This is a genomic window from Rhodanobacter sp. TND4EL1 (assembly GCF_054061035.1).
The window spans coordinates 885,853-905,296 of the sequence record NZ_JBSSDT010000001.1; the positions used below are offsets into that span (position 1 = coordinate 885,853).

At 64.3% G+C, this 19,444-nt stretch carries 13 protein-coding genes; 7 read left to right on the forward strand and 6 right to left on the reverse strand.

All coding sequences use genetic code 11. The features are described 5' to 3' along the window. Positions 1 to 58: 58 nt before the first annotated feature. Positions 59 to 1,216 (forward strand): isovaleryl-CoA dehydrogenase, encoded by a 1,158-nt coding sequence (locus ACVWWQ_RS04130; protein ID WP_099652459.1) that lies wholly within the window; start codon positions 59 to 61, stop codon positions 1,214 to 1,216. A gap of 66 nt (positions 1,217 to 1,282) precedes the next feature. Here ACVWWQ_RS04130 and ACVWWQ_RS04135 read toward each other — a convergent pair whose 3' ends face one another. The 5 genes from ACVWWQ_RS04135 to ACVWWQ_RS04155 all read right to left on the reverse strand — a co-directional run bounded on the left by ACVWWQ_RS04135 (position 1,283) and on the right by ACVWWQ_RS04155 (position 9,783). Beyond that, a complete protein-coding gene (locus ACVWWQ_RS04135) occupies positions 1,283 to 3,274 on the reverse strand; it encodes an enterotoxin (protein WP_457383307.1) in 1,992 nt (663 codons plus the stop codon). Positions 3,275 to 3,509: 235 nt separating this feature from the next. Continuing rightward, positions 3,510 to 6,563 (reverse strand): TonB-dependent receptor, encoded by a 3,054-nt coding sequence (locus ACVWWQ_RS04140; protein ID WP_457383308.1) that lies wholly within the window; start codon positions 6,561 to 6,563, stop codon positions 3,510 to 3,512. Between the two features lie 186 nt (positions 6,564 to 6,749). After that, positions 6,750 to 7,679: a 1-phosphofructokinase gene (locus tag ACVWWQ_RS04145; RefSeq protein ID WP_133949763.1), complete on the reverse strand. Its 930-nt coding sequence runs from the start codon at positions 7,677 to 7,679 to the stop codon at positions 6,750 to 6,752. Further along, positions 7,676 to 8,599, reverse strand: a complete 924-nt coding sequence (locus tag ACVWWQ_RS04150) for a carbohydrate kinase family protein (RefSeq protein ID WP_133949761.1) — start codon at positions 8,597 to 8,599, stop codon at positions 7,676 to 7,678. The genes ACVWWQ_RS04145 and ACVWWQ_RS04150 overlap by 4 nt, the downstream gene beginning before the upstream one ends. Further along, entirely contained in the window at positions 8,596 to 9,783 is a 1,188-nt protein-coding gene (locus tag ACVWWQ_RS04155) for an SIS domain-containing protein (protein ID WP_457383309.1), read from the reverse strand. Before ACVWWQ_RS04155 ends, ACVWWQ_RS04150 begins: the two co-directional genes overlap by 4 nt. A 57-nt stretch (positions 9,784 to 9,840) precedes the next feature. On the opposite strand from ACVWWQ_RS04155, the gene ACVWWQ_RS04160 reads away from it, so the two are divergent. The 3 genes from ACVWWQ_RS04160 to agaR all read left to right on the forward strand — a co-directional run bounded on the left by ACVWWQ_RS04160 (position 9,841) and on the right by agaR (position 12,818). Next, the gene (locus tag ACVWWQ_RS04160; protein ID WP_133949759.1) at positions 9,841 to 10,758 is read left to right on the forward strand and encodes a beta/alpha barrel domain-containing protein; all 918 of its coding nucleotides are present in this window, start codon (positions 9,841 to 9,843) and stop codon (positions 10,756 to 10,758) included. Positions 10,759 to 10,867: 109 nt separating this feature from the next. Then, positions 10,868 to 12,028: an amidohydrolase family protein gene (locus ACVWWQ_RS04165; RefSeq protein ID WP_457383310.1), complete on the forward strand. Its 1,161-nt coding sequence runs from the start codon at positions 10,868 to 10,870 to the stop codon at positions 12,026 to 12,028. Further along, on the forward strand, positions 12,021 to 12,818 hold the full coding sequence (gene agaR, locus ACVWWQ_RS04170; RefSeq protein ID WP_099651779.1) for a transcriptional repressor AgaR: 798 nt from the start codon (positions 12,021 to 12,023) through the stop codon (positions 12,816 to 12,818). The genes ACVWWQ_RS04165 and agaR overlap by 8 nt, the downstream gene beginning before the upstream one ends. Positions 12,819 to 12,837: 19 nt before the next feature. Here agaR and ACVWWQ_RS04175 read toward each other — a convergent pair whose 3' ends face one another. Further along, positions 12,838 to 15,672, reverse strand: a complete 2,835-nt coding sequence (locus ACVWWQ_RS04175) for a S8 family serine peptidase (protein ID WP_133949756.1) — start codon at positions 15,670 to 15,672, stop codon at positions 12,838 to 12,840. Between the two features lie 228 nt (positions 15,673 to 15,900). Between ACVWWQ_RS04175 and ACVWWQ_RS04180 the strand changes: the two genes are divergently transcribed. From ACVWWQ_RS04180 to ACVWWQ_RS04190, 3 genes are all read left to right on the forward strand, one after another. Continuing rightward, positions 15,901 to 17,085, forward strand: coding sequence for an acetyl-CoA C-acyltransferase (locus ACVWWQ_RS04180; protein ID WP_133949754.1), 1,185 nt, complete (start codon positions 15,901 to 15,903; stop codon positions 17,083 to 17,085). Positions 17,086 to 17,246: 161 nt separating this feature from the next. Continuing rightward, positions 17,247 to 17,672, forward strand: coding sequence for a hypothetical protein (locus ACVWWQ_RS04185; protein WP_099651777.1), 426 nt, complete (start codon positions 17,247 to 17,249; stop codon positions 17,670 to 17,672). 156 nt (positions 17,673 to 17,828) lie between these two features. Next, positions 17,829 to 19,436 (forward strand): carboxyl transferase domain-containing protein, encoded by a 1,608-nt coding sequence (locus tag ACVWWQ_RS04190; RefSeq protein ID WP_133949752.1) that lies wholly within the window; start codon positions 17,829 to 17,831, stop codon positions 19,434 to 19,436. Positions 19,437 to 19,444 lie beyond the last annotated feature (8 nt).

Below are 19,444 nucleotides of genomic sequence, written 5' to 3' on the forward strand. Positions count from 1 at the left end.
CGGCGTTCGCGGGCTGCGTGCGCTAAAATCGCCGCTCTGCACACCCATGGAGTTCGTGATGCGACCGTTTCCGCTTGGAGAAGACATCGACCTGCTGCGCGAATCCGTGCATGCGTTTGCGGAAAAGGAGATCGCCCCCCGCGCCGACAAGATCGACCGCGACAACCTGTTCCCGGCCGACCTGTGGCGCAAGTTCGGCGAGATGGGCCTGCTTGGCGTGACCGTGGCCGAGGAGTACGGCGGCAGCGGCCTGGGTTTCCTGGCGCACATGGTGGCGATGGAGGAAATCTCGCGCGCGTCGGGTTCGGTCGGGCTTTCGTATGGCGCGCACTCCAACCTGTGCGTCAACAACATCTACCACAACGGCAACGAGGCGCAGAAGCAGAAGTACCTGCCGAAGTTGTGCAGTGGTGAATTCGTCGGCGCGCTCGCGATGAGCGAGCCGGGCGCCGGTTCCGACGTGGTCGGCTCGATGAGCTGCAAGGCCGAGCTGCGCGGCGACGTGTGGGTGGCCAACGGCAACAAGATGTGGATCACCAACGGGCCGGATGCCGACGTGTTGCTGGTCTACATGCGCACCGCGCCGCGCACCGCCGGCAGCCGTTGCATGACCGCCTTCATCGTCGAGAAAGGCATGAAGGGTTTCAGCACCGCGCAGAAGCTGGACAAGCTGGGCATGCGCGGCTCGAACACCTGCGAGCTGGTGTTCGAGGACTGCGAGATCCCGGCGGAAAACATCGTCGGCGAAGTCAACGAAGGCGTGCGCGTGCTGATGAACGGCCTGGACACCGAGCGACTGGTGCTGTCCGGCGGACCGATCGGCCTGATGCAGGCGGCCATGGACATCACCATGCCCTACGTGCGCGAGCGCAAGCAGTTCAACGCACCAATCGGCACGTTCGAAATCATGCAGGCGAAGGTCGCGGACATGTACACCGCACTGCAGAGCTCGCGCGGCTTTGCCTACATGGTGGCGCAGCAGTTCGACAACGGCGTGAAGTCGCGCATCGATCCGGCGGCCTGCCTGTTGAACGCCTCGACCAATGCGGTCAAGGTGGCGCTGGAGGCCATCCAGTCGCTCGGCGGCAACGGCTACATCAACGAGTTCCCCGCCGGCCGCTTGCTGCGCGATGCGAAGCTCTACGAGATCGGCGCCGGCACCAACGAGATCCGCCGCATGCTGATCGGCCGCGAGCTGTTCCACGGCAAGGCGTAAGCCTGTACCGAACGCAGCCGGACGCCGGTCCCCGAAAACACTCCGGGGACCGGCGTCCAGCCTGGCTCAGGAACCCTGCAACGGGGTCAGATCCAGGGTCAGCACCTCGAACGGCGCCAGCGTGATCGTGCCCGGCTTGTCGGCATCCAGCGTCAGCGCAGGTTTGGCCGCGTCACTTTTCCACGGACTGTGCGCACTGAAGCGACGACTGGCGTCGGCCGGAAGTTCCAGCTGACGTTGCAGGTCCACCACTGCCAGCTGCGTGCGATCACTGGGGTTGCGCAAGGTGATGATCGACCTGGCGGGCGACCATGACGCCCAGCCGTAGACGTCGAGCCGGTCCGGGGCCCCGCCGATCCAGTGCGTGTCCCGCAAGACGCCGGCGTTGGCGCGCGACCATCTGGCCGACTCGGCCAGCACGTCCCAGTTGTCCTCGCTCAGCAGCGACGGCGTGATGTAAAGCTCCTGCAACTCGGTGCCGGTGGCGAAGTACGAATGCACCTCGTTGGTGAAATCATGGCCCGGATCCGTGTTGAGCTTGCGGTTCTCCTTCGCGTAGATGATGCCGTGGAGCATCAGCGAGTTGATCGGGAACAGCGGCCCCTTGAGCACGATGTTGCGGTAGGTCTGCGCATCGCGGTAAGTGATCCATTGTTCGCGCGTGCTGCCGACGCCGGTCTCGCTGTCGTCCCAGCCGTCGCGCCAGATGGTGTCGGCGTAATGCAGCCAGAACGGCGACGCCCAGGTGCCGGTGGTGAGGTTGATGAAGGTGTTCGGCTTGGCCGTGCGGATGTCGTCGATCAGCTGGATCGCCGCGGCGAAGTCACTGTCGAAGCGGCTGCCCGGGAACACCTTGTCGGCGTTGCCGGTGCCGTCGAACTTGAACTGGTTGATGCCATCCTTGTTGACCAGCTCCATCACCGCATCATGGAAGCGCTGATAGTACTTCGGGCCGGACAGCGCAAGGCCGCCGTCGATGATTTCGTAACCGGCCTTGGCACCGCGCTCGGCGCGCTCCTTCGCGGGCGGACCGTAGCCACCCCACGGCGACAACCACATGCCGGGTGCCGCACCATACTTCGCCGCCGCCTTGCGCAAGGGTGCGAAGCCGTGCGGGAAATCCTTGCTGAAGTGCCAGCTGCCGCTGCGGTCATCCCAGCCGTCGTCGAACAGGAACGAATCCAGTTTCACGCCGCGCTTCACATGCAGTTCGTTGCCGATGGTGTTGATCCGGTCCAGTGCCTGCGCCTCGGTATACGGCGTGAAGTAGCCGATGTCGTACCACGAGTTGTAGTGCAGGAATGGTCGGTACGGATGCGCGCGCTCGCGCTCGACATAGCTGGCGAAATCACGCCGCAGTTGTTCGTCGCGCACGACGCCGACCACCGCCGAATAGTTGATCGTGCGACCTTTCTCCAGCGGCAACTCGCGATCCAGCGTCAGCTTGACGTCGCTGCCACGCACCGTGCTGTCGGACTGCGGATGCTCGAAGCCGAGATAGACGTCGCCGGCCACCACCGGCGAACCCTTGACCTCGCCGCTGACTTCCGCGCCGCTCGCCTTCGTTTCCAGCAGCGAGACCTTGGCGATCTTCTCGTCCTGCTTCAGCGCGGTGATCGACACCAGTTCACGCAGATAAGGCGAGCCGTCACGCTGCACCAGTTGCCAATCGACCCGGAACCGGCCATCGGCATCGCCAAAGCTGGCCTGCACCGACTTGCCGGGCAGCCGCTCGACCAGACGCGATGCATCGGCGTGCACCGACAAGGTGGTCTCGCGCACCGCCGCCAGCAGCTGCATGTCGGCGGCGGTCAGGGTCTTGCCGTCCTGCACGACCAGCGCAAACGGCGCCAGCACTTTCAGCGAACGCTGATGGGCATGGTCGACGATGGTCATGCCGGTGAGGTGCTGCTGATCGATCGACCAGTTTGCCTCGATCGCCGCGTTGCCGAAATGAGCGGCCCCCTGCTGATCGGCGAATGTCGGCGCACCGGGATGCGCGATCACCGCGTTGTCGTCGGCATGTGCCGCGCCGATTCCCAGCAAGGCGACCAGCACGCAGCTGGCCAGCCGGGTCGGGAATGTTCGATGGTGACGCGGCGCAACCGCAGAGGAAACGCTTGCATGTAGGGAGTGGGAACCAGGCATATGTCTTGAACCTCTCGGAAAATTTGGGCTGCGCGCCGCATGGGCTTGTTGGTGGGCGAGCACTCGAAACAGAACGTCATTCGGGTATGTGCAGCAGGTTGGTGACTCGGAGTGCCGCGTCGCGCTGACGCGACACCCCGGCCGATCACCGGAAGGTGTAGCGAGCGATCAACATCGTCGTTCGTGGCACCTGCCAGCTGGACGCGCCATAGCTCGGGTTGAGGATCGGCGAACCGTCGGACTGGAAGCTGCCGGTGTCGTACTGCTGGTTCGCGTCAATGCGGCCCTGGCGATTGGTCACGTTCTGCACCTGCAGATCCAGGCTCAGGTGGTTGGACTGGTTGATCTGCCAGTCGTAACCCACGCCGAGATTCAGCTGCCAGAACAGCGGCGTGCGACCGGCCGAACCCAGCGGAGCGGCCACGTTGTTGCAGTAGTGGCTGGCCGCACCGTATTGCTCGGCCGGGTTGTTGATATCCGGATACGTTCCCAGGCAATTCTGCGGCGTGCCGGTGGAGAGATCGAAGGTACTGCCGATACGAAAGCCGGTGTGGAAGTAGTAAATGCCGTTGAGCTTGAGGCTGTGACGCACGTCGCCCGCCAGATCGCCGGAGCTGTTCTCCATCAGGCCGGGGAAATCCCACAGGATCTGCTCGGAAGGTCCGCCGTTGGTGCGCGTACCGAGATTGAGCAGGCCGTCGTAGTTGCCGTACAGATGGGCCCAGGTGTAACTGAGGTCGAGGAAGTACGGCTCTTCGTTGCTTTGCGCATGGGTCAGCTCCAACGTGAGGTGGGCGTATTTGCGCGTGGGCGCAGGCCCGAACACGTTGCCCGGCACGGTCAACGGCTCCAGCTTGCCGTCGCCGTTGAGGTCACGCATGAACACCTGTGCGGTACCCGGATTGATCATCGGACAGCCGCTGGAATCCTCGTAACCGGGATAGCCGTTGGCCTGCGCGAAATCGGTGATGCCCTGGGTGTAGCAGGTGTCCTCGATGGCCCGCTTGAGCGAGGCGTAACCCAGCTCGGCCATCGACGACCAGCTGTTGCCCAGCGTCTTCTGCACGTACACCTGGAACTCGTACTGATACGGCGCCTTGATGTTGGAGGCGGCCACGTTGGCCGCGCTGGGCGCCAGACCGTTGATCAGCGTTTCCTGCGGGCCGATCTGACCCAGGCCGGTGGGTGCCTGGGTGGTCGGATCCACGCCGGTGTAGGTGTAATAGCGATACCACATGGTGACCGCACCGGCAGCGCCGTTGTTGACGCTGGACGGAATCGGGATGGTGTACTTGCCGGCGTTGGCGCCGACCTTCATCGTGCTGTCGCCGTACACATCCCACGACACGCCGAAGCGCGGGGACAGCAGCGGCAGCCGCAGGAAATTCTGGCCGGTGTTGTCCTTGTTGATGAAGGTGTCGTCGCGCAGACCGGCGTAGATCATCCAGCGATCGGATGCCTGCCAGTGGTCATCGATGTAGAACGCCTTGTTGACCGTATAGAACGGGCCGCCGGTGCTGACGTAATACTGCGCCACGTAGCGCCCGTCCGCCGGCGCCGATGAACCATTCGGCAGCACGCTGCCGGGCTGGTTGTAATACGTCCAGTCGCCACCTTCGGAGGTGGTGCTGACGTTGTTGATGAAGTGCTTGTAGTGCTCGGCGCCGATGGTGAGCTTGTGGTCACCCAGGTTCCAGGTGAAGTCACCCTTGAAGCCGCGACGCCAGTAGGTGAAGGGGTACAGCTGGTTGCTGGTAGTGGTCAGGCCGATGTTGCGGCGCACGTTGGTGACCGGATCGACTTCGACCACGTACGGCAAGCCGGTACCGGAGGTCGAGGTGGGGCTCAACGACGACTGGCTGAGATAGCCGCCCATCAGGCGCAGGCTCATGTCGTCATTGATCTGCCAATGGTAGTTGCCGATCAGGAACTGGTTTTTCACCTGGCTTGAGGTCCAGCCGTAATACCCACCCTGCGAGGACGGATCGTAATCGCGGGTCAGCAGATACTGGTTGCTGAAGCTGTTCTTCCAGTCGCGGTTGCCGACCACGTTGAGCGACTGGTCGGCGTTGATGTTCCAGGTCAGATTGAGCAGGCCGTTCTTGTCGCGGTTGGCGGAGTCGGTATGCCGCGTCTGCGAGTTGCTGACGCTGGTGTTGTCCGGCGAGTTCCCCAGCATCGCGAAGAAGAACAGCTTGTCCTTCACCAGCGCACCGGACGCCCACAAATACTGGTTGGCGACGTTCGCGCTGTGGGTGTTGGAGGAACTGAAATGGTAATAGTCGCCGGCCTTCGTGTACGAGTCGTTCTGGCGCGGGTTGAACCATGACGTGCCCGGCGTGAAGTACAGCGAGTAGCCGGCCTTGAACTGGTTGGTGCCCTGGCGGACGGTGGAGGCAATCGTCCCGCCGGTGGTGCTGGTCCAACTCACGCCGGCATTGGCGCTGAGCACCTGGGTCGAGCTGATGGCTTCGGCCGGGAGGTAGGTGGCACCCAGACCGTTGTAGTCGTAGGTACTGTCGAATTCGTTGTAGTAGTAACGATTTTCGGCCGGACTGGCACCGCCCATCTGGATCAGACCGGTGGTCTGGTTGTCGTACCTCACCCTGGAGCTCAGCAGCGCCACGCTTTCCGGGCCACGCCCGGTCGGCAGCTGGTTGACCACGCTCATGCTGTAGTTGTTGGAGAACTCCGGCGTGCTCACGTCGATCGGTATCACGTCGGCGTTGACGCCTTGCCCGATCACCCGGATCGCGCCGAGGTTGGTGGCGTTTGCCGTGGCGGCAGCCTCGGCGCCGGAGAGCGCCGGTACCACGGTCTGCATGTTGGCATTCACGATGACGGTGCTGCTGCCAACGGCGGTGCCATCCTGCGACACGGTGACGATGTACTTGCCGGGATTGAGGCCGCTGATGTTGTAGCGCCCATCGTTCTCGGGATGCACTTCGCGGTGGTAACCCGTGGCCGGATTGACGACCTCCAGCGTGACATGACTGCCACCCGGCTCCTTGCCATAGAGCCCGCCGGTAATCGATTGCGCCTGCGCGACAGTCGCGCCCAGGGCAACTGTCAAGCCCATCGCAAGCAGGCTTCGTCGAAACAGGCGAGTCTTGCTGCCGGTGTCTTCGTGCGTGCTCGTATTCAGTGAATTGATGTTCCTGCGCCCCACCGTGAAACCGTCGTTCTTTCCAGCACGCATTGGTTGCCCCTCACATCGTTCGTTGTCTTCCCGCGCAGAAATGGCTTCTCCCCTCTTCTGCGGGTAGTTGTGATGACCCGTGGAAACGCCTCCTGCCCACGAACTTGTTTGCACCTTGTGCAGAATTTTTGACAAAAGCCTCCCTGCCGGACCGACCAGCGGTCCGGTTTGACTCCCTGCTTTCAATCACGCCAGACGGTGCACCCGAACTTCAGCGAGCAACGCCTCAACCGCCCGTCGTTCGACGAAGCCGGTTTCCTGACCTTGTGCATTGGCCGAACCGCAGGCCACACCCAGACGCAAGGTCTCCTCCAGATTCATGTTCCGCGCCATGCCCACTGTCATACCGGCCAGCAAGCAGTCGCCCGATCCCACCGTGTTGCGTACCTCGGCCAGTTCGATCGAGGCATGCCAGATGCCGCTCGCAACGGCCGCCACCGCGCCCAGCGCACCCATCGTCACCACCGGCATCGCGACGCCCTGCCGGTGCAGCCCGCGTACCGCTTCGACGGCAGCGTCGAGATCGACGATCGGACGGCCGAGCAATTCGCTGATCTCGTCGCGATTGGGTTTGACCAGGAAAGGCCGAACCTGCGCGGCGTGCTGCAACAACTCACCGCCGGCGTCGACCAGGCAGCGTTTGCCGGCCTCGCGCACATAGGTCGCGAGCTCGGCGTAGGTGGTTGACGGAAAACCACGCGGCAGGCTGCCGGACAGCACGATCAGATCGCTGTCGTCGACGCCGCGACGAAACGCGCGTAGCAGGGCTTCCTGTTGCGCACTGTCCAGCAATGGACCCTGGCCAAGAACCTCGGTGATCTGGCCGTTCGCATCCTGCAACGCGATGCAGGTGCGCAGGTTGTCGGTGACCTCGATGCCGTGGAACAACACGCCACGTTCGCACATCAGTCGGCCGATCATGTTGCGATGCGCTGGATCGACCAGGCCGATCAACTGCACGCGCTCGCCCAGCGCCGCGATGGTCTGCGCCACGTGCAAGCCCTTGCCGCCGGGGTAGGCCTGTTCGTCGAGTGCCCGACTGACTTCGCCAGGACGCAGCGCATCGATCCGGATGAGCCGGTCGATCGCGGTGTTGAAGCCGATGACGGTGATCACGGCGCGGTCCCCAGCAGGACTTCCACTTCCAGCGCACTGGCCTGCCCGGCCGTGCCGCCGGTGCGTCGCGTGGACAGGCTGCCGCAGGCACTGCCCCAGCGCATGCAGTCATGCAGGGTGTAGCCGCGCAACCATGCATGCAGGAAGCCGGCGTCGAATGAATCGCCAGCGCCGGTACTGTCGACCGGGCCGACCGCAAACGCGGGCACGTCGAGCAGCTTCCCCCGCTCCAGGCTGGCGCAGCCAAGCTGCCCGCGTTTCACCACGGTGCGGGTGCGTCCGTTGTGCAGGGCATGCAGGCCATCAAGTACCTGCTCGCGGCCGGTGATGGCGGCCAGCTCGAGTTCGTTGGGCAGGAACAGGTCGACTTCTTCCAGTGTGCCAAGCAGATCGGACGACCACGTCTGTTCTGGATCGAAGCCGGGATCGAGCGAGGTGCTGAGACCGGCGGCATGGGCCCGCGCGAACAGCTGGCGGCAATCCGGCCGCAGTGCGCGCTGCAGGTAGTACGAGGACACATGCAGGTGATCGGCACCGGCCAGCAACGCGTCGTCCACCTCATCGGCACGCAGCGTGGCGATCGCGCCGGGAAAGGTCACCAAGGCGCGATCCTGCGGCGTCGACAGGGAAACGGTGACGCCGGTGCGCAAGGACGAATCCGGCTGCACCCCAGCCACGTCGATGCCGGCGGCATCCAGCGCCTGCAGGCAGTAAGCACCCCAGTCGTCAGCACCGAGCTTGCCGCGAAAGGCCACCGGATTGCCCAGCCGGGCCAGTCCCATCGCGCAGATCATCGAGGAGCTGCCCGGCGTCATGCAGAAGTCGTCGGCAAGCACTTCGCGGCCGGGTGCGGGCAAGGCACGGCAGTGTTTGAAGACCAGATCGACGTTGATTTCGCCGACGACCAGTACGCGCTTCATGCCTCCCCCGAGTGCATCGGGAAGTTCTCCACCACCCGCGTGAGCACACCCTGCGAAGGCGCATCGGGTCGGCCACCCAGCGCCAGGCAGCGAAAGAACGCGAGCAACTGCCCGACCGCCACGTCCGCCAGTAGCGGCAAGGCATTGTCCTCTGCACCCAGCCCGGTCAGTTCGACGACCACATCGTGCGGACCGGCCACGTCGGCCTGAATGTTTTCACCCACCAGCACCCGGGCCATGCCCAGTTGCTTGCGCGAGAGTTCGCGCAGCAGATCGAGTTCATACGCGCGCACCGCCGGGTCCGGCGAAAGGAAGCCGACGACCAGACTTTTCTCGTCCAGGCTGGACATCGGGCCGTGGCGCAAACCGAGATAGGTTTCCGCCACGGTGACCACCGCGCCACCGGTCATCTCCAGCATCTTCAAGGCCGATTCGTGGGCGGCGCCGAGCGCACCACCGCTGCCGAGGTAGACCACGTTGCTGAAGTCGCTGCAGGCAAGTGTTGCCAACGCATCGGCCTGCGTATCGAACACACGCTGGACAGAATCGGCCACCCGCTCCACCGCGGCGGCGGGATGGTCGTCGCCCTGCCGCACAAGGCCGAGGCCGGCCAGCAACAAGTTGGTGAAGCTGCTGGTCATGACCAGGCTGCGGTCGTTGGTGCGCTCGTCCAGCACCAGCACGCTGACGCGTGAATCATCGCGATAGCGGGTCACGAGTTTGCCGTTGACGTTGCAGGTGATGACCAGATGGCGATAGTCAGGCGCATCCACCAGCAGCCGATCCACGACGGCACAGCTTTCCGGGCTGTCACCGGATCGCGCCAGCGAGATCAGCAAGCCGTCACCGGGCGGCAGCACGCTGCGCCAATGGGTGAGCAAGCTGCCTGCGGCGATCGCATGCGCCGGGATGCCCAGGCCGATCTGCAGGCTGGGCGCCAGGCATTCGCCGATATACATCGAGCTGCCCGAGCCGGACAGTACGATGTGGCCCGGCCGCGGAAGCAGCGCGGCCTGCAACGCCGACTGGCCGGACAGCGTGGCCGTGCCCAGCCAGGTCGCCGGCTGTTGCAGGATCTCGCGCAAGGTGTCGGCGTAGCCGCGTTCCTGCTGCTCGGTCGGCGGCGCCGCACGCAGCGCCTCCAGGGAGATCAACTCTTTCGTTTTCTTGTTTAATTTTGCCATTTTGCCAAATGCAATCGAATATGAAAGTATGCACCTACCGAAACGAGAGTATTCGAAATGAAACAAAACTTACAAGAGGTTTCGAACACCGGCAGCCAACTTTCCCGGCTGACCCTGTCCCATGGCAAGCGCACCCGCTTGTGGCGGCTGTTGTACGGCCACGGCCCGCGCAACGGCAGCCTGCTGGTGCTGCCGCTGGACCAGGGTCTGGAACATGGCCCCACCGACTTCTTCCCGCACCCGCCGGCGGTCGATCCAAGCTACCAGTTCGAGCTCGCCGCGGCGGGCGGCTTTTCCGCCATCGCGCTGGGCATCGGTCTGGCCGAGAAGTACATGGGCGAGTATTGCGGCAAGGTGCCGCTGATCCTCAAGCTCAACGGCAAGACCAATATCGCCAGCGACGCCGAGGCCACCTCGCCGCTGTTCGCGTCGGTCGAGGACGCGGTACGACTCGGCGCCGATGCGGTCGGTTACACCATGTACGTGGGTTCGCCACGCCAGCACGACGAGATTCGCCAGTTCGAAAAGGTGCGCCAGGATTGCGAACGCTTCGGCATGCCGCTGGTGATGTGGGCCTATCCGCGCGGCAGCGCCGTGAATGCCAAGGGCGGCACCAACACGTTGTACGCGCAGGACTACGCGGCTCGCGTTGCCCTGGAAATGGGCGCCGACATCGTCAAGTTGCACGAGCCCAATGACAGCGTGGCGAATGTGCCGGCGCCGTATGATCAACTGCATGAGGACGCCGGTGCGCGTTGCGAACGGGTGGTCCGTTCGGCGGGCCGCACGATGGTGCTGTTCTCCGGCGGCGAGAAGAACGACGACGACAACGCCGTGCTGCGCAAGGTCGAGTTCTACATGCAATCCGGCGCCAACGGCGTCATGTTCGGACGCAACATGTGGCTTCGCCCGTTCGACCAGGCAGTGTCACTGGTTCGCTCGGTCCACGACATCATGGCGAAATATCCGCGCTGAACAGCGCACTGGGGTACACCGTTCGATGAGCCAGGATTCCTCCAATTCCACCCGGCGCCCGTTGCAGGCAGGCTGCCTTTGCTGTGCGCCGCCAAGTGGGACCGGTACGGTGCGGATCGAAAGCAGCAAGAATCCGCTGCAGACCCAGCCGGACACGGGCAAGAGCGAATTGCGACTGAAAGACTTTCAGCCGCGCAGCATGCTGCAGGTACCACGGACGCATGTCGAACGACCACGCTTTCCGGTGATCGATGTGCATGCGCACCTGACCTGGTCCAGCAACGTGCGCAACGGCATCTCGGTCGGTGAGGAGGTCACTCTTTTCGCCCGGCCCGAGGACCTGCTGCCGGTGATGGATCGCAAGGGTATCCGCACCCTGGTGAATCTCACCGGCGGCGTCGGTGCCGGCCTGGAAAAGAGCATCCGCAGCTTCGACCAGGCCGCGCCGGGGCGCTTCCTCACGCTGACCGAGCCATCGTACGAAGTCTTCCCCGAGCCGAACTACGCACAGTTGCAGGGCGACGCGATCGCGCATGCCAAACGTGTCGGCGCGCGTGGCCTGAAACTGCTGAAAACGCTGGGCCTGTATCTGCGCGAGCGGATCGACGAGGGACCGCTGGTCGCGGTGGATGACCGCCGTTTCGATCCGATGTGGGAGGCGTGTGCCGCGTACGACCTGCCGGTGTTCCTGCACGTGTCCGATCCGGAGGCGTTCTTCCTGCCCACCGATGCGAGCAACGAGCGCTACGAGGAACTGAGCAACCATCCGGACTGGTCGTTCTACGGTCCGGAATTCCCGAGCAACGCGGAACTGATCGCTGCACGCGACCGCATGATCGCGCGCCATCCGAAGACCACGTTCGCGCTGCTGCACGTGGGCAACAACGCGGAGAATCTGGCGGCCGTCGCCGCGTGCCTGGACCGCTTCCCGAACACCGTGATCGACATCAGCGCACGCATCGGCGAGCTCGGTCGCCAGCCACGCATCGCGCAGCGCTTCTTCGATCGATATCAGGACCGCATCCTGTTCGGCACCGATGCGGTGCCATCCCCCTACGGCGACGACGTCCCGCAACAGCTGTTCGGTGACGAGCTCTACGAGATCTACTATCGCTTTCTGGAAACCGAAGACGAATACTTCGATTACGCGCCGGCGCCCACGCCGCCACAGGGCCGCTGGTCGATCTACGGACTGGGCTTGTCGGACGAAGTGCTGCGCAAGGTTTACCATGACAACGCCGCCCGACTTCTGAATATCGCCCATGAGTGAAACGCCGATCGCCTCCCGTCGCCTGCTGGTGGAAGAACGCCGCCGCCTGATCGTTGAACTGGTCGAACAGCAGGGCCGCGCCACCGTGGAGGAATTGGCCACCCGTTTCGGCACGTCCACGGTCACGATTCGCGCCGACCTGGATGCATTGGCGCGCCAGTCGGCGATCGCCCGCTCGCACGGCGGTGCGTTGCCGGTGGCGCCGGCCGCCAACGATACCCCGCTCAATATCAAGGAAACCCGCTGGCACGCGCAGAAGCTGCGCATCGGCCAGGCCGCGGCGAAGATGATCCGGGACGGCGAGACGATCATCCTGGACTCCGGCTCGACCACAGTGGAGATCGCCCGGCAGATCCGCCACATGAAGTTCGAATCGCTGACCGTGATCACCAATGCATTGAATATCGCGCTGGAGTTGTCCGGGCTGCCGCAGATCCGCGTGATGATGCTGGGCGGCCTGCTGCGACAGACCTCCTACTCGCTGGTCGGCCCGGATGCCGAGCAGGCACTGGCGAAGCTCTCCGCGGACCGGCTGTTTCTCGGCGTCGACGGACTCGATCCGGAAGTCGGCGTGACGACTCCGGATCCACTGGAGGCGGCACTGAACGCGCTGATGATCCGCGTCTCGCGTCAGACCATCGCCGTGCTCGATGCCAGCAAACTGGGCCAGCGCAGCCTGTCGGTGATCACGCCGATCAAGAATCTGGACATGGTGATCAGCGACAGCAGCGCCCCGACCGACACGGTCGAAGCGCTGCGCGCAGCGGGCGTGCAGGTCGAACTGGTCTGACCTCCCGGTTCAGCGACGCTCAGAAGTCCAGACGGAAATTCGCCGTCGCCATCTTCGCCTGCTGCCGCTGCCCCAGATACTGGTCGTAGCCAAGTTGCAGGCTGGCCCGGGGCGTCATGCGCCAGTCCAGCGTGGTCCCGAAAACACCGCCGTAACGCGACAAGCCGATGCCACCGACCGGTGCGAACTGGTTGATCCCGCTGAAGCTGGCGTCGAATACCTCGCCGCGCAGACCGAACGACTGCTGCCACAGCATGTGCGCCTGCACGCTCAGCTCGCCTCCCCTCGCCAGCTTCCAGTCATGCGTGGCCCGCAAGCCCGCGCCGGCCTGCCAGCGCGCGGTGTTTTGCGCCGCGGATTTCAGGCCGAAGCCATCGGCGCCCAACTCGTTGAAACCATCGCGCCGGACCTGGGCGTATTGCAGATTCATGTACGGGGTGATCTGCGTGCCACCCAGGGCCAGGCGATAGCCGCTTTCGCCATAGGCCACGCCGTAACGTCCATTGCCATCGCTGGCCACGCCGGCGAACTGGTCGCCCAGTTGCAGTTGGCGGCGCATGGTTTCGCGATAGCTGCCGACCCCGAAGCGACCCATCGTGTACCACGGACCGCGGATCACGCCGCCGTACAGCATCGCTTCCAGCGCATGGCTGTAGCCCTGGTCCGCACTCTCGGCTAGTCGCCCCAGGCCCTGGCTCTGGCTCAGCGCATAGCCGACGACGCCGTTGTGGTCGACGCGATAGTCCTGTCCGACCAGCGCGCCGTTGAGGTCGTAGCCGACATGGTCGTAGCCGCTGCGCGACATGCCGCCGTGATAGCCGAGATTCTGCGTCCAGCCACCTACCGTCGGCGCATCCAGCAGGCTGTCGAAGCGGTCGGACAAGGCACGGGTGCCCGCGTCAATCGCTTCGAACGTCATCGCGGCGCTGGCTGCATGCAGCTGGCCGGAGAGGCTGGTCAGCGAATGCTGCATCACCTGGGTGGAAACGGCGTGTTGCAGGCTCGCCGCGCCGTCGATGAAACCGGCGCCGGCGGGGCTGCCGCCGGGCGTGCCCTGCAACTGGGTATTGATCTGTTCGAACGCGCTCTGCGTGCGCAGCGCGGCGCCGTAGCTGGCTGCCGTGTAGGCAAGCCCCTTGATCTGGCTCAGGTTGACCTGCTGTACGTCCAGCCAGGCGCTGTTGGCGTCGTAGTTCAATGAAGCGGTGAGCACCACGCTTGGCGCCGTATTCAGCGCCGAAAATGTGCCGGTGAGGCCGCCGTACGCCGACAGCACGACGGTATGCGAGTTGAGCGTGTAGTCGGTGTTGGCGCCGTACACGTAGAGGTCTCCACCCGACAACGTCGCCGTGCCGTTGACGTCAAGATGCGACCCCAGCGATACCGCCATGCGCCCGTTGCCCTGCTGCACGTAGTTGCCGCTCACGGTGACGCCGCCCTGGCTGACCACCATCACGCCGGCGTTGGTCACGTTGTTGAAGATCGAAAAGCCCGTGGGATTCTGTGGCGTGTCGGCGGACATCAGGGTGCCTTGCGCCCCGATGTCGACCGGGCTGCGCAGGTTGGCCACGGCCAGCGTGCCGCCCTGCACCTGGGTCAGGCCGGTATAGCTGGCGCCGACGTAGAGATTGAGTCGGCCTGGGCCCTGTTTGATCAAGCCGCCCGCGCCGGAGATCGCATTGCCCCAGCTGGAGGTGCCGCTGAAGTTGACGGTGACGTCACCCCAATCAAATTTGGCTGGCCCGTTGACTGCCTTGAACACATCCAGCATGCCGTACCCGAACGTGGCATCGGGGCCGGGCGTGCCAAGGTCGTCTGCCGTGCCAAGCAGAGTCTGCCGCACCAGATCGTTGGTGAAATACGGATACGCCTGCCACACCAGCGCAGCGGCACCGGAGACCTCGGGCGCAGCGAACGAGGTGCCGCTGACCACCCAGTAGGTCGGCTTGGTGCCGGCCACCGCGTCCTTGTCGGTGACGATCACGTCGCCGGGCGCGGCGAGGCAATAATTCATGGCCTTGCCGCAGGCATTTGAATAGCTGGCCAGCTGGGTCGGGTGATTGCTGTCGACGGCCACCGCGACCAGCCAGCCGGCTTCCAGTTGCGGCGCCAGGCTGGGCAAGGCGGCAATGTCGCTGGGATCGCTTCTTGAGTCGTTGCCGGCGGCAAACACCACCAGCCCGCCATGCTGCACCACGAAGGGCTGGTAGGCCTGGGCAAAGGCCTGGTTGATGCCGGCGTTGCCGGTATCCCAGTAGATCCCGCCCCAGGAGTTGTTCATCACCTGCACGCCGGCATTGATTAGGGCGGGGTTCAGCGTCTGGGCGAAGAACTGCGCGTCGGCGGCGGTGACCGCGTTGCCCTTGCCCGAACCGTCATCCTTCGGCGTGGTGTCGCTGATGATCCGGGCAGACACCAGGCTGGCGCCGGGAGCGATGCCACCGGGGAACTGATCGAAAGCCTGGCCCGCCGCAATCTGCGACACCCACGTCCCGTGGCCGACCACGTCGTCGATGGCGGTGTTGTTGGTTCCTGGATCAACATAGATCAGCTCCTGCTTCACCCGCCCGGCCAGCGCCGGATGGTTGCGCATGATGCCGCTGTCAACCACGCCGATGGTCACGCCGGCGCCGGTGAAGCCCAGGCTGTGGGCACCATAGGTTTTGGTGAGTGCCAGCTGCGCATCCAGCGGCGGCTGGTTGTTCGGCGTGGTCGGCGGCGGCGGTGCGGTGGGCGCCGCCGGTGGCGGGGTCGGCTTGACGTTGCCGCCACCACCGCACGCACTCAGGCCCAGGACCATCGCCACCAGCAGCGCCAGTTCACGGTGCCGGAATATTGAATCGGATCTGTTCATCACGCCCCCGCCTGCACGCTTCGATCTGACCACTACCGGCACACCAGAAGCTGCCCGGCAAAGTCCCCGCCCGCATCTTGGCACAACGAAATTCCAATGAAACACCACGCAAGTCCTTGCGCAGCAAGGGTTCGCCTCGGTTTGCCGAGTTTCGCGGCGGACTGCGATAATCAGCAAGTTTTCATTCAGGCGTTCGCGCCCCACCTGATCTTGCAAGCGGAGTTATCCATGTCGGATGTCAGCGTCGTCATCGTCGGTTCAAAGCGCACAGCGATCGGCTCGTTCCTGGGCCAGTTCACCGGCGTCCCCACCACCAAGCTGGGCTCGGTCGCGATTCGCGCGGCGCTGGACCAGTCCGGCGTGGCCCCGGCCGATGTCAGCGAAGTGATCATGGGCTGCGTGCTGCCCGCCAACCTCGGCCAGGCACCCGCGCGCCAGGCCGCGCTGGGCGCAGACCTGCCGGTCGGCACCGGCTGCACCACCATCAACAAGGTCTGCGGATCGGGCATGAAGGCGATCATGCTGGGCACCGATCTGATCAAGGCCGGCTCGGCCACCGTGGTGGTGGCTGGCGGCATGGAGTCGATGACCAACGCGCCGCACATGGTCAACGCACGCATCGGCATCCGTTATGGCGATGGCCAACTGGTGGATCACATGGCCTGGGACGGCCTGACCAACCCCTATGACGGAAAGGCGATGGGGGTGTTTGGCGAGCTGTGCGCCGACAAGTACCACTTCACCCGCGAAGAGCAGGACGCCTTCGCGATCGAGTCGGTCAACCGCGCCAAGGCCGCGCAGCAGAACGGCGCCTTCGCCGGCGAGATCGTGCCGGTGACGGTAAGCGGTCGCAAGGGTGACGTCGTGGTCGATACCGACGAACAACCCGGCCGCTCCGACGTGGCCAAAATCCCCACACTGAAGCCCGCCTTCCGCAAGGAAAACGGCACCATTACCGCCGCCAGCTCCTCCAGCATTTCCGACGGCGCGGCTGCGCTGGTGCTGCTTTCCGCCGACGACGCCAACAAGCGCGGTTTGAAGCCGCTGGCCCGCATCGTGGCTCATGCCACCCATTCGCAGGAACCGCAGTGGTTCACCACCGCGCCGGTGGCGGCGATCCAGAAGGTGCTGGACAAGGCCGGCTGGAAAGTCGAGGAAGTCGACCTGTGGGAAATAAACGAAGCCTTTGCCGTGGTCGCCATGACACCCATGAGAGAGCTGGGCATCGCCCACGAAAAGCTCAACGTCAACGGTGGTGCCTGCGCGCTGGGCCACCCGATCGGTGCCAGCGGCGCCCGCCTGGTGGTCACTTTGTTGAACGCCCTGAAGGAGCGAGGACTGAAGCGCGGCGTGGCTTCCCTTTGCATTGGCGGCGGCGAGGCCACGGCCATTGCGGTCGAGTGCCTGGACTGATTCAACGACCGTCGTGCGACGATCGCGCGATATTCACATGACGGTCGGTTAAATCTGTTTTTAATGCGCACTGAAGGGCAGCCATAAACATCTGGCGCAATGTTCCGGAAAGCGTTATTAATACACGGCCAAACGGCATTCCACGGCAAAGGAGATCCACCATGAAGTTTACGCGTACCCTACTCGCCGCCGCGCTCGTCGCGACGTTGGCGGCATGCAGCAACGGCGCGCAGGATTCCGCGCAGGACGCCCAGAAGTCGGCTGATACCGCACAGCAAGCTGCCGACAAGGCGCAGCAGGCTGCCGCGGCAGCTCCGACCCAGGCGACTGAGCAGGCTGCAACCCAGGCCAACTCCGCTGCTGACGCAGCAGGTCAGGCTGCAGATCAGGCGGCCCAGGCTGCTGCTGCCGCTTCCGCCGCTGCTCCGGCCAACACCGACGCTTCCAAGGACGCCATGTCGCAGGCGAAGGACGCCGCTGGCAACGCTGCTGACGCCGCCGACAAGGCTGCCTCCGCTGCGAAGGACGCTGCTGGCAACGCGAAGGATGCAGCTGACAAGGCCAAGGATGCGATGAAGGGTCACTAATCCCTTCCCGCTTCTGCAAAACAAGAAACGGTCGCCTCGTGCGACCGTTTTTTTTGCCTTCTCCCCGCGCCGCCGGGTTTGTTTTGGCCGTAACGCGGCGGCCCGCTATCATCAGCGAATTAACCCGGACGGGAATCAAATCGTGAGTTTTCATTCATGAGCGTCATTGCATCGCAGATCGATCCACGTTCGCCCGAGTTCAAGGCCAGCAGCGAGCAGTTGCGCGCCGTGGTCGACGACCTGCAGCGCGAGCTGACTCGCAGTGCCGAAGGCGGTGGTGCCAAGGCGCGGGAAAAGCACGTGACTCGGGGAAAATTGCTGCCGCGTGAGCGCATCCGCGCCCTGCTCGATCCGGGTTCGCCGTTTCTGGAACTGTCGCCACTGGCCGCCCACGGCATGTATGACAACGCCGCGCCTGCCGCTGGCCTGATCACCGGGATCGGCCGGGTCAACGGCACCGAAGTGGTGGTGGTGGCCAACGATGCCACGGTCAAGGGCGGCACTTATTTCCCGATGACCGTGAAGAAGCATCTGCGTGCGCAGGAAGTGGCGTTGGAAAACCGCCTGCCCTGCGTCTACCTGGTCGACTCCGGCGGCGCCTTCCTGCCGCTGCAGGACGAGGTCTTCCCGGACAAGGAACACTTCGGCCGGATCTTCTACAACCAGGCGCGGATGTCCGCGCTGAACATCCCGCAGATCGCCGTGGTGATGGGCTCATGCACCGCCGGTGGCGCCTATGTGCCGGCAATGAGCGATGAGACCATCATCGTGCGCGAACAAGGCACGATCTTCCTCGGCGGCCCACCACTGGTGAAAGCCGCCACCGGCGAGGTGGTCGATGCCGAAACCCTCGGTGGTGCCGACGTGCACACGGCGATCTCCGGTGTCGCCGACCACTTTGCCGAGAACGATGCGCATGCGCTGTCGATCGCGCGCGACATCGTCGGTCACCTCAACCGCACCAAGCAGATGCCGCTGGCCTTGCGCACGCCGGTCGAGCCGAAATACCCGGCCGAGGAACTGTACGGAGTGATCCCGGCCGACACCCGCCGCCCGTTCGACATCCGCGAAGTGATCGCCCGCATCGTCGACGGCTCGGAGTTCCACGAGTTCAAGGCGCGCTACGGCAAGACCCTGGTCTGCGGCTTCGCGCATATCCATGGCTATCCGGTAGGCATCGTCGCCAACAACGGCATCCTGTTCGCCGAAAGCGCGCTCAAGGGCGCGCATTTCATCGAACTGTGCAACCAGCGCAACGTGCCACTGGTGTTCCTGCAGAACATCACCGGCTTCATGGTCGGCAAGAAATACGAACAGGCCGGCATTGCCAAGGACGGCGCCAAGATGGTCACCGCAGTGGCCTGTTCGCACGTACCCAAGTTCACCGTGGTGATCGGCGGCAGCTTCGGCGCCGGCAACTACGCCATGTGCGGCCGCGCCTATGGCGCCCGCTTCCTGTGGATGTGGCCGAACGCCCGCATCTCGGTGATGGGCGGTGAACAGGCCGCCTCAGTGCTGGCAACCGTGAAACGCGACGGCATCGAGGCCAAGGGCGGCCAATGGTCGGCGGACGAGGAAGAGGCCTTCAAGGCACCATTGCGCGAACAGTACGAACGCCAGGGCCACCCCTATTACGCCAGCGCGCGACTGTGGGATGACGGCATCATCGATCCCGCCGACACCCGCCGCGTGCTGGGTCTGGCGATTTCAGCCTCGATGAATGCGCCGATCGAACCACAACGGTACGGCGTGTTCCGCATGTAAGCTTTCTT

Excerpts from the sequence above, each read along its gene's own strand:
- ACVWWQ_RS04130 (WP_099652459.1), top strand. The coding sequence starts at position 59 with ATGCGACCGTTTCCGCTTGGAGAAGACATCGACCTGCTGCGCGAATCC.
- ACVWWQ_RS04140 (WP_457383308.1), bottom strand. The coding sequence starts at position 6,563 with ATGCGTGCTGGAAAGAACGACGGTTTCACGGTGGGGCGCAGGAACATC.
- ACVWWQ_RS04150 (WP_133949761.1), bottom strand. The coding sequence starts at position 8,599 with ATGAAGCGCGTACTGGTCGTCGGCGAAATCAACGTCGATCTGGTCTTC.
- ACVWWQ_RS04155 (WP_457383309.1), bottom strand. The coding sequence starts at position 9,783 with ATGGCAAAATTAAACAAGAAAACGAAAGAGTTGATCTCCCTGGAGGCG.
- ACVWWQ_RS04160 (WP_133949759.1), top strand. The coding sequence starts at position 9,841 with ATGAAACAAAACTTACAAGAGGTTTCGAACACCGGCAGCCAACTTTCC.
- agaR (WP_099651779.1), top strand. The coding sequence starts at position 12,021 with ATGAGTGAAACGCCGATCGCCTCCCGTCGCCTGCTGGTGGAAGAACGC.
- ACVWWQ_RS04175 (WP_133949756.1), bottom strand. The coding sequence starts at position 15,672 with ATGAACAGATCCGATTCAATATTCCGGCACCGTGAACTGGCGCTGCTG.
- ACVWWQ_RS04180 (WP_133949754.1), top strand. The coding sequence starts at position 15,901 with ATGTCGGATGTCAGCGTCGTCATCGTCGGTTCAAAGCGCACAGCGATC.
- ACVWWQ_RS04185 (WP_099651777.1), top strand. The coding sequence starts at position 17,247 with ATGAAGTTTACGCGTACCCTACTCGCCGCCGCGCTCGTCGCGACGTTG.
- ACVWWQ_RS04190 (WP_133949752.1), top strand. The coding sequence starts at position 17,829 with ATGAGCGTCATTGCATCGCAGATCGATCCACGTTCGCCCGAGTTCAAG.